The organism is Pseudofrankia coriaricola (genome assembly GCF_001854805.1).
Lineage (GTDB): Bacteria > Actinomycetota > Actinomycetes > Frankiales > Frankiaceae > Pseudofrankia.
On the sequence record NZ_MBLO01000061.1, the window covers coordinates 22,030 to 30,190 of the forward strand.

The 8,161-nt window shown below is 74.9% G+C and carries 5 protein-coding genes and 1 pseudogene; all 6 read left to right on the top strand.

Going from position 1 to position 8,161, the window contains the following annotated elements; genetic code table 11:
• Positions 1-174: 174 nt before the first annotated feature.
• Positions 175-930, top strand: coding sequence for a cell division protein FtsL (gene ftsL, locus BCD48_RS11395; RefSeq protein WP_071048325.1), 756 nt, complete (start codon positions 175-177; stop codon positions 928-930).
• Positions 927-3,032, top strand: a complete 2,106-nt coding sequence (locus tag BCD48_RS11400; RefSeq protein ID WP_157910473.1) for a peptidoglycan D,D-transpeptidase FtsI family protein — start codon at positions 927-929, stop codon at positions 3,030-3,032. Before ftsL ends, BCD48_RS11400 begins: the two co-directional genes overlap by 4 nt.
• Positions 3,033-3,199: 167 nt before the next feature.
• On the top strand, positions 3,200-4,822 hold the full coding sequence (locus BCD48_RS11405; protein ID WP_071048326.1) for a UDP-N-acetylmuramoyl-L-alanyl-D-glutamate--2,6-diaminopimelate ligase: 1,623 nt from the start codon (positions 3,200-3,202) through the stop codon (positions 4,820-4,822).
• Positions 4,819-6,276, top strand: coding sequence for a UDP-N-acetylmuramoyl-tripeptide--D-alanyl-D-alanine ligase (locus BCD48_RS11410; RefSeq protein ID WP_071048327.1), 1,458 nt, complete (start codon positions 4,819-4,821; stop codon positions 6,274-6,276). The genes BCD48_RS11405 and BCD48_RS11410 overlap by 4 nt, the downstream gene beginning before the upstream one ends.
• A gap of 490 nt (positions 6,277-6,766) precedes the next feature.
• Positions 6,767-7,837 carry a phospho-N-acetylmuramoyl-pentapeptide-transferase gene (mraY, locus tag BCD48_RS11415; protein WP_071048328.1) on the top strand — a complete coding sequence of 357 codons (1,071 nt, stop codon included), beginning with the start codon at positions 6,767-6,769 and terminating at the stop codon, positions 7,835-7,837.
• A 49-nt stretch (positions 7,838-7,886) separates the two neighbouring features.
• A pseudogene (locus BCD48_RS11420) lies at positions 7,887-8,153 on the top strand (UDP-N-acetylmuramoyl-L-alanine--D-glutamate ligase); the annotation flags it as partial.
• Positions 8,154-8,161: the final 8 nt, after the last annotated feature.

An 8,161-nucleotide genomic window follows, 5' to 3' on the forward strand; every position in this document is an offset into this window, starting at 1 on the left:
TGCCGATGTCGGACGGCGCGACCGCGCTGGCACCGCAGCAGGCTCCTGCCCCGGCTCCGGCGCCGCGCCCGGCACGTCAGCCACCGGCCCAGAGGGCCAAAGGAGGCGCGACAATGCTCCTCCTTCGCGCCTCCGGCGGCCCCCGTCCCCAGAAGAACCCAGGGGAGGAAAATCATGACCGCCGAGCCGAGCGACGAGCACCTGCCGATGTCGGACGGCGCGACCGCGCTGGCACCGCAGCAGGCTCCTGCCCCGGCTCCGGCGCCGCGCCCGGCACGTCAGCCACCGGCACGTCAGCCACCGGCCCGCCAGCCGCGGCCCCGCCGCGCGGGCCAGTCGCCCGCCTCCGCCGAGCCGGCCGAGCGGTCCGCCCCCACCAGGCGGGCGGCTCGGCCAGCCGCCAGGCCCGGGCCGCGGGCCACCCCGGTGTCGGGGCCGACGGCGCTGGCGCGGGCCAGAGCCAAGGCCGCCCGGTCGCAGCGGGCGCCGCGGGCCCCGTTCGTGATCCTGCTGCTCGTGCTCATGGGCAGCGGGCTCGTCTGCCTGCTGCTGCTGAACACCTCGCTCAGCGAGAACGCGTTCCAGGAACACTCGCTGCAGACCACCTCCTCCGCGCTCGCCGACGAGGAGGAGGCACTCGCGGTCCAGTCCGACCGGCTGTCCGCGCCGGGCGCGCTCGCCGCGCGGGCGCAGGCCCTCGGGATGGCACCCGGCGACCTGCCCGAGTACCTGCCGGCGGGCGCCCCGCTGCCGCCCGGCGCCCGCGTGGTCGCCGGCGGCGGGGACGCGAACGGCGGCGTCATCCTCTATGTCGTCCCGGCGCCCGGCCAGCCGGCCGCGGACGCCACCCCGGCCAGCCAGGGACAGGGCCAGCCGGCCGCCGACGGGGCGGCCGGACAGCCCACCGACGCGGGGACCTCCGGGCGGTGAGCTCCACGCTCCTCCCGCCCGGGGGCCGCACGCGCCTGCGGCTGGTGACGGAGGGGACGCGGACCGGCTCCGCGCGGGCCGGCCGGCCGACCAGGAGCGACCACGCGCGCTCGGCCGCGGCCCGAGCGGCGGCGGCGCGGGCAGCCACCGGGCGCCGGGTCCCCGGTAACCAGCGGCCGCGGCGCCGGCCGCCCCGCGGGCCGCGCCGCCGCGCGCTGGCCAGCTCGCGGCGCAGGCTGCGCATGGGTGTCCTCGTGATGGCGCTGCTGCTGCTGGTGCTCGCCGGCCGGCTGACCCAGCTGCAGGGCTTCAACGCCGCCACCTACGCCCGCCAGGCGGAGAACCAGCGAATGCAGGAGGTCACGCTGCCGGCGGTCCGCGGTGAGATCACCGACCGGCACGGGGCGACGCTCGCCCAGGACGTCGATGCCCGCTCCATCTACGCCAACCCCAGCCTCATCGGCGACCCCGCCGCCGTGGCCGAGAAGCTCTCCCCCCTGGTCGGGCAGCCGAAGGACACGATCGAGAAGCGCATCACCCGCGACCCCAAGCTGTTGTTCGTCTACATCGCCAGAGGCCTGGACCCTGCCGTCGGGGCGAAGGTCAAGAAGCTCGAGCTCAAGGGCGTCGGTGTGCTCGACGAGCGCCGCCGGGTTTATCCGAACGACACGGTGGGGGCGGGCGTCATCGGCTACACCCGCTTCGGCGACAACGACCTGCTGGTGGGCAACGGCGGGATCGAGCTCGCCTATGACGGCGTGCTGCGCGGCAAGGACGGCATCAGCCGGCTGGAGACCGACCCGGCCGGCCGGGAGATCCCGTCGGCGCACAACAGCGAGAAGGCCCCCGTCGAGGGCTCCAACCTACGGCTCACCCTGGACACCGACATCCAGTGGGAGGCGCAGACCGCGATCGCCGACGCGGTGCGCGAGAACCAGGCCTCTGCCGGCACAATCGTGATCATGAACCCGCGCACCGGGGACATCCTGGCGATGGCGGACTCCCCGGGCTTCGACCCGAACAACGTCGGTGCGGCCAATACCGCCGCGCTCGGCAACCGAACCACCGCGTTCGCGTTCGAGCCCGGCAGCGTGGAAAAGGTCATCCCGATGGCCGCCGCGCTCGACCGCGGCCTGATCACCGCGACGACCCCGGTCACGGTCCCTCCGAGCATCCGCCGCGGCGGCTCGCCGATCGGCGACTCGGAGACGCACGGGACGCTGCAACTCACCGCCGCCGGGGTCCTCGCCCACTCCAGCAACATCGGCACCGTGCTGATCTCGGAGAAGGTCGGCGCTGCGGGACTGGAGGCGACAATGCGCGACTTCGGCCTCGGCCAGCCCACCGGGCTCGGCTTCCCCGGCGAGAGCGGCGGCCAGCTGGCCCCGTCGACGAAGTGGTCGACATCCCAGGCGGCCACCATCGCCTACGGCCAGGGGATGAGCGTGACCGCCCTGCAGATGGCGACGGTCTACGCGACGATCGCCAACGGCGGGGTGCGGATGACGCCGCGGCTGGTCGACGCGATCGGTCCGAGCGGCGGCGCGATGGTCCCGATGCCGCGGGCGCCGGGCGTGCGTGTGGTGAGCGAGCAGACCGCGCGCACGCTGTCCGACATGCTCGAGCAGGTCATCACGACGAACGGCACCGCGCCCGCCGCCGCCGTGCCCGGCTACCGGGTCGCAGGCAAGACCGGCACCGCCTACCAGATCGTCCCGTCCTGCGGCTGCTACTACGGCAAGGACGGGTTTAGCTACGTCTCCTCGTTCTTCGGATACGCCCCGGCCGACAACCCACGGGCCGTGATCGCGGTCGTCCTGGACAACCCGAAGGGGGAGCACTACGGCGGTCTCGCCGCGGCGCCGGCGTTCCAGAAGGTGATGACCTTCACCCTCGCGACGCTGGGCGTGCCGCCGGCCGGCTCCGCGGCGCCCCACCTGCCGCTCACCCAGCCCGGCGCCGCCGACGACGCGGAGGCCACCGGCCAGACAACCGCCGGCGGGGCCGGCGGCGACGCGGCGTCCCCACCGGGCGGGTCCCCGACGGATGCCGCCGGCCAGGGGACGAGCCCGGCGGCGGGCGGCTCACCGCCATCCGGATGAGCGGGCGGCCGAGGCGATGAACCGACGCTGGAGGGCCAAAGGGTGCGCGAAAATGCTCTTCCTTCGCGTGCCCGGCGGTCCGCCTTCTCAGGGCTACCGACACGGCCACGCGGTGACACCCACGGCAGGCGTGAGGCCTCGCCAGGTGCCCTACTAAGGTCGACAGCGTGACCCCTCCGGCCCTGCGCCCGGCCCACCCGTCGGCGCGGACGCTCACCGAGCTGCACGGCCTGCTCGCCGGCCTCGGCAGTCTCGCGTCCGCCAGCGCGCCCGGTGCCACGGACCCCGCCACCGGCGACGTCATGCTGCGCGGTGTCACCCACGACTCCCGCGCCGTGCGCCGCGGCGACCTGTACGCCGCGCTGCCCGGCGCCCACGCGCACGGGGCCGCGTTCGCCGCGGCGGCCGTCGCCGCGGGCGCCGCCGCGGTCCTCACCGACCCGGCGGGCGAGGCGATGCTCGGCGGCGCCACCGCCGTGCCGGTGGTCGTGACCGCGAGCCCGCGCCGCGACCTCGCCCAGGTCGCCGACTGGCTCTACGGCCAGCCGTCGCGCCAGCTCACCCTGCTCGGCGTCACCGGGACCAACGGCAAGACCACGTCGGCGTTCCTCGTCGACGCGGGCCTTCGGGCCGCCGGCCACCGCACCGGGCTGCTCGGCACCGTCGAGACCCGCGTCGGCGACGAGCGGCTCGACTCGGTGCGCACCACCCCGGAGTCCGCCGACCTGCAGGCGCTGTTCGCGGTGATGGTCGAGCGGCGGGTCACGGCGGCGACGATGGAGGTCTCCAGCCACGCGCTGGCCCAGCACCGCGTCGACGGGCTGCGCTTCGCGGGCGCGCTGTTCACCAACCTCAGCCAGGACCACCTCGACTACCACCCGACGATGCGGGACTACTTCGAGGCGAAGGCGAAGCTGTTCGAGCCGGAGCGGTCCGCCGTCTCCGTCATCGGCACCGACGTGGCGGCCGGCTCCTGGGGGGCCGAGCTCGCTGCCCGGATTCCCGGGGCCGTCACCTTCGCGCCCGAGCCGCCCGCCGACTGGTGGCCGGACGATCTGGCCATCGGCGAGCGGGGCAGCACGTTCACCGCCCGGGGCCCCGGAGGGCTTGCGGTTCCGGTCCAGGTCCGGCTGCCCGGGCGGTTCAACGTCGCCAACGCCCTCGGCGCGCTCGCGCTGCTGGTGGCCGCCGGGGTGCCGGCCGAGGCCGCCGCCGCCGGGATCGGCGAGCTCCCCGGCGTCCCCGGCCGGATGGAACGGGTGGAGGCCGGGCAGCCCTACCTCGCGCTGGTCGACTACGCGCACACCCCGGACGCGGTGGAGACCGTGCTCAGGTCGGTGCGCGGCCTGGTCGCCGGCCGGTTGATCGTCGTCCTCGGCTGCGGCGGTGACCGGGACCGGGCCAAACGCCCGCTGATGGGCGCCGCGGCCGCGCGGCTGGCCGACCTCGCGTTCTTCACCAACGACAACCCGCGCTCCGAGGACCCGGCGGAGATCCTCGTCCAGATGAGCGCGGGCGCCTCCCAGGCCGGCACGGCGGCGTCGAAGGTCACCGTCATCCCCGACCGGGCCGAGGCGATCGCCGCCGCCGTCGCCGAGGCCGGCCCCGGCGACGCGGTCGTCGTCGCCGGCAAGGGCCACGAACGCGGGCAGGAACAGGACGGTGTGGTGACCCCGTTCGACGACCGCGAGTCGCTTGCCGCCGCGCTCGCCGCGGCGCTCGGCGGCCCGGCCGGCGCTGGCGGGACCGCGGGCGCCGCGGGCATGGGATCACCGGGGGTGCGCCGGTGATCCCGGTGACGCTCGCCGAGGTGGCGGCGGCCGTCAGCGGCCGCCTCGACGGTGGCGCCGACCCGTCCGCGCTCGTCACCTCGGTGGTCGTCGACTCGCGGCTGGCGCAACCGGGAGCGCTGTTCGTCGCGCTGCCGGGCGAGAGGGCAGACGGGCACGATTTCGCCGCGACCGCGGTGACCGCCGGGGCGGTGGCGGTGCTCGCGGCTCGCCCGGTGGGTGTCCCGGCGGTGCTGGTGGCCGACCCGGCGGCCGGGCTGGCGGCGCTCGCCGGACATGTCCGGGACCTCACGAAGGCCGCGGTGCTGGCGGTCACCGGCTCGTCCGGCAAGACGACCACCAAGGACCTGCTCGCCGACCTGCTCGGCGCGCTCGGCCCGACGATCGCCCCGCCAGGCTCGTTCAACAACGAGATCGGGCTGCCGCTGACGCTGCTGCGCCTCGAGGAGAGCACCGAGTACGCCGCCCTGGAGATGGGCGCCCGCGGGATCGGCCACATCGCGGCGCTGTGCGCGATCGCCCGGCCGCACGTTGGCCTGGTGCTGAACGTCGGCTCGGCGCATGTCGGCGAGTACGCCGACGGGCGCGCCGGCATCGCCCAGGCCAAGGGCGAGCTCGCCGAGGCCGCGACCGACACGGTCGTGCTCAACGCCGACGACCCGCTGGTCGCCGCCATGCGGCCTCGGGCGACCGGCCGGGTGGTGACGTTCGGCCTCGCGCCGGACGCCGACGTGCGCGCCGAGCGGGTCGAGATCGATCGCGCCGGCCGGGCGTCGTTCGACCTGCTTGCCGGCGGCGAGCGCCATCGGGTGGCGCTCGCGCTGGTCGGCGCCCACCAGGTGAGCAACGCGCTGGCCGCCGCCGCCGCCGCGGGCGCCGTCGGGATGACGCCCGCCGCCGCGGCCGAGGCGCTCGCCGCCGCCCGGCCGCGCAGCCGCTGGCGCATGGAGGTGACCACCACCTCGTCGGGGCTGGTCATCGTCAACGACGCCTACAACGCCAACCCGGAGTCGATGCGTGCCGCCCTGCGTGCACTCGTCGACCTCGGCCGCGTCTCGCCAGACCAGGCCGACCCGGCCGCGGACCCGGACGCCGCGCCCGGCGAAGCCCGGCGCCGTTGGACGTGGGCCGTGCTCGGCCCCATGGGGGAGCTCGGCGCCGCGGCGGACGGCGCGCACGCCGAGCTCGGCCGGTTCGCCGCCGAGCTCGGGATCGACCGGGTGCTGGCCGTCGACGAGGCGGCCCGCCCGCTCGCCGAGGCCGCCGCGGCGGCCGGCGCGCGGGCCACCTGGGTCAGCGGCATCGACGAGGCGGCTGAGCAGCTCGCCGCCGCCGGCCTGCGTGCCGGTGACGTCGTGCTGGTCAAGGCCAGCCGGTCATACGGCCTGGAGCGTCTCGCGCGGGCGCTCGCCGAGCCTCGCGGCGACCGGGACGACCGGGACGACGGCCGGTGAACCGGCGCCGCGGACCGGTCGGAGGGGAGACAGGGCTCCTGCCAGATCGGCGACAGGGTTCCGGCGAAGCCCGGGGTTCCTGCCGGATCGGCGACAGGATCCCTGCCGGATCCGGGGTCCCTGCCGATTGGCGACAGGGTCCCTGCCGGGTCGGTGGAGCCCGGGGTTCCTGCCGGATCGGCGACAGGGTTCCTGCCGGATCGGCGAAGCCGATCTGGGAGGTCAGCGATCTGGGAGGTCAGCGATCTGAGAGATCTGCTGTGAGGTCGGCGATCGGGGAGGTCTGGGAGCCGGACTGGGAGGTTAGCGGTCTGGGAGGGCGGCGGTCTGGGAGGTCGGCGATCCGGCCGGGCCCACGGGGGCGACAGGAAGGCACAGACGGCGGAAGAGACGCCGTGATCGAGGGGACGTGGGAAAGGGTGTTTAGCAGGGCCCGCGGGCCACAGGACGCGCCGGCAGCCCCGAGGGCCGCCGACCGGGGCGGCCACGGGTGAGGGGTGTTCTTGTCGCGGCCTCGGTCGCGTTGGTGGTGTCGCTGCTCGGCACGCCGTGGGTGATCCGGTTCTTCCGCCGCCAGGGCTACGGCCAGGAGATCCGCGAGGACGGGCCGTCGACCCACCTGAAGAAGCGCGGGACGCCGACCATGGGCGGCACCGTCATCGTCACCGCTACGCTGATCGGCTATTTCGTCACGCACCTGGTCACCGGCGCCGGGTTCACCGCGTCCGGCCTGCTGGTGCTGATGGTGATGACGGGTCTCGGCGGGGTTGGCTTCCTCGACGACTACATCAAGATCCGCAAGCAGCGCAGCCTTGGCCTGACCGCGCGGACGAAGTTCGCCGGCCAGGCGGCCGTCGCGCTCGCGTTCGGCCTGCTGGCCGTGCGGTTCAAGAACGCGAACGGGCTGCTGCCCGGCTCCACGTTCATCTCCGTCATCCGGGACACCGACATCTCCATCGGCATCATCGGCTTCCCGCTGCTCGCCTGGATGATCATCGCCGCGACGTCGAACGCGGTGAACCTGACCGACGGCCTCGACGGGCTCGCCGCGGGCACGTCGGCGATGGTCTTCGGCGCCTATGTGGTGATCTCGTTCTGGCAGTTCGGCAACCTGTGTGAGCCGGGCCACCTGGAGGCCGGCTGCTATCTCGTGCGGGACCCGCTCGACGTGGCACTGGTCGCGGCGTCGGCGATGGGCGCCTGCTTCGGCTTCCTGTGGTGGAACGCCAGCCCGGCGAAGATCTTCATGGGGGACACCGGCTCGCTCGCGCTCGGCGGTGCGTTCGCCAGCATCGCGATCGTCAGCCGCACCGAGCTGCTGCTGTTCGTCCTCGGCGGGCTCTTCGTCATCGAGACGGTGTCGGTCATCGTCCAGGTCGCGGGCTTCAAGCTGACCAGGAAACGCGTGTTCAACATGGCGCCGATTCATCACCACTTCGAGCTCGCCGACTGGCCGGAGACGACCGTGATCATCCGGTTCTGGATCGTCTCCGGGCTCGCGGTCGCGTTCGGGCTGGGCCTGTTCTACGCCGAGTTCCTCTCCCACGGCGGCAGCCTGTGAGCACGGGGGCCCCGAGCCCGGTGAGCAGCCGCCGGGCCGGGACCGGCCGCGCGCCGTGGTCCTGATCGGGCGCTGTGCGGCCGAGATCGTGACGGCTCTCGCCCGACACGCCCCCGATGTCCCCGTGGAAAGGGCCACGGGCATGGACGATGCGGTGGAGGCCGCGGCGCGTCTGGCGGGGACGGGCGACACGGTCCTGCTCGCGCCCGCCGCCGCCTCGATGGACATGTTCCGTGACTGCGCCGAACGTGGCGACCTGTCCGCCGCGGCGGACAGTCGCCGGAGGACCCGGGGGACCGTTACCCCGGACAGATAGGGCCGGGG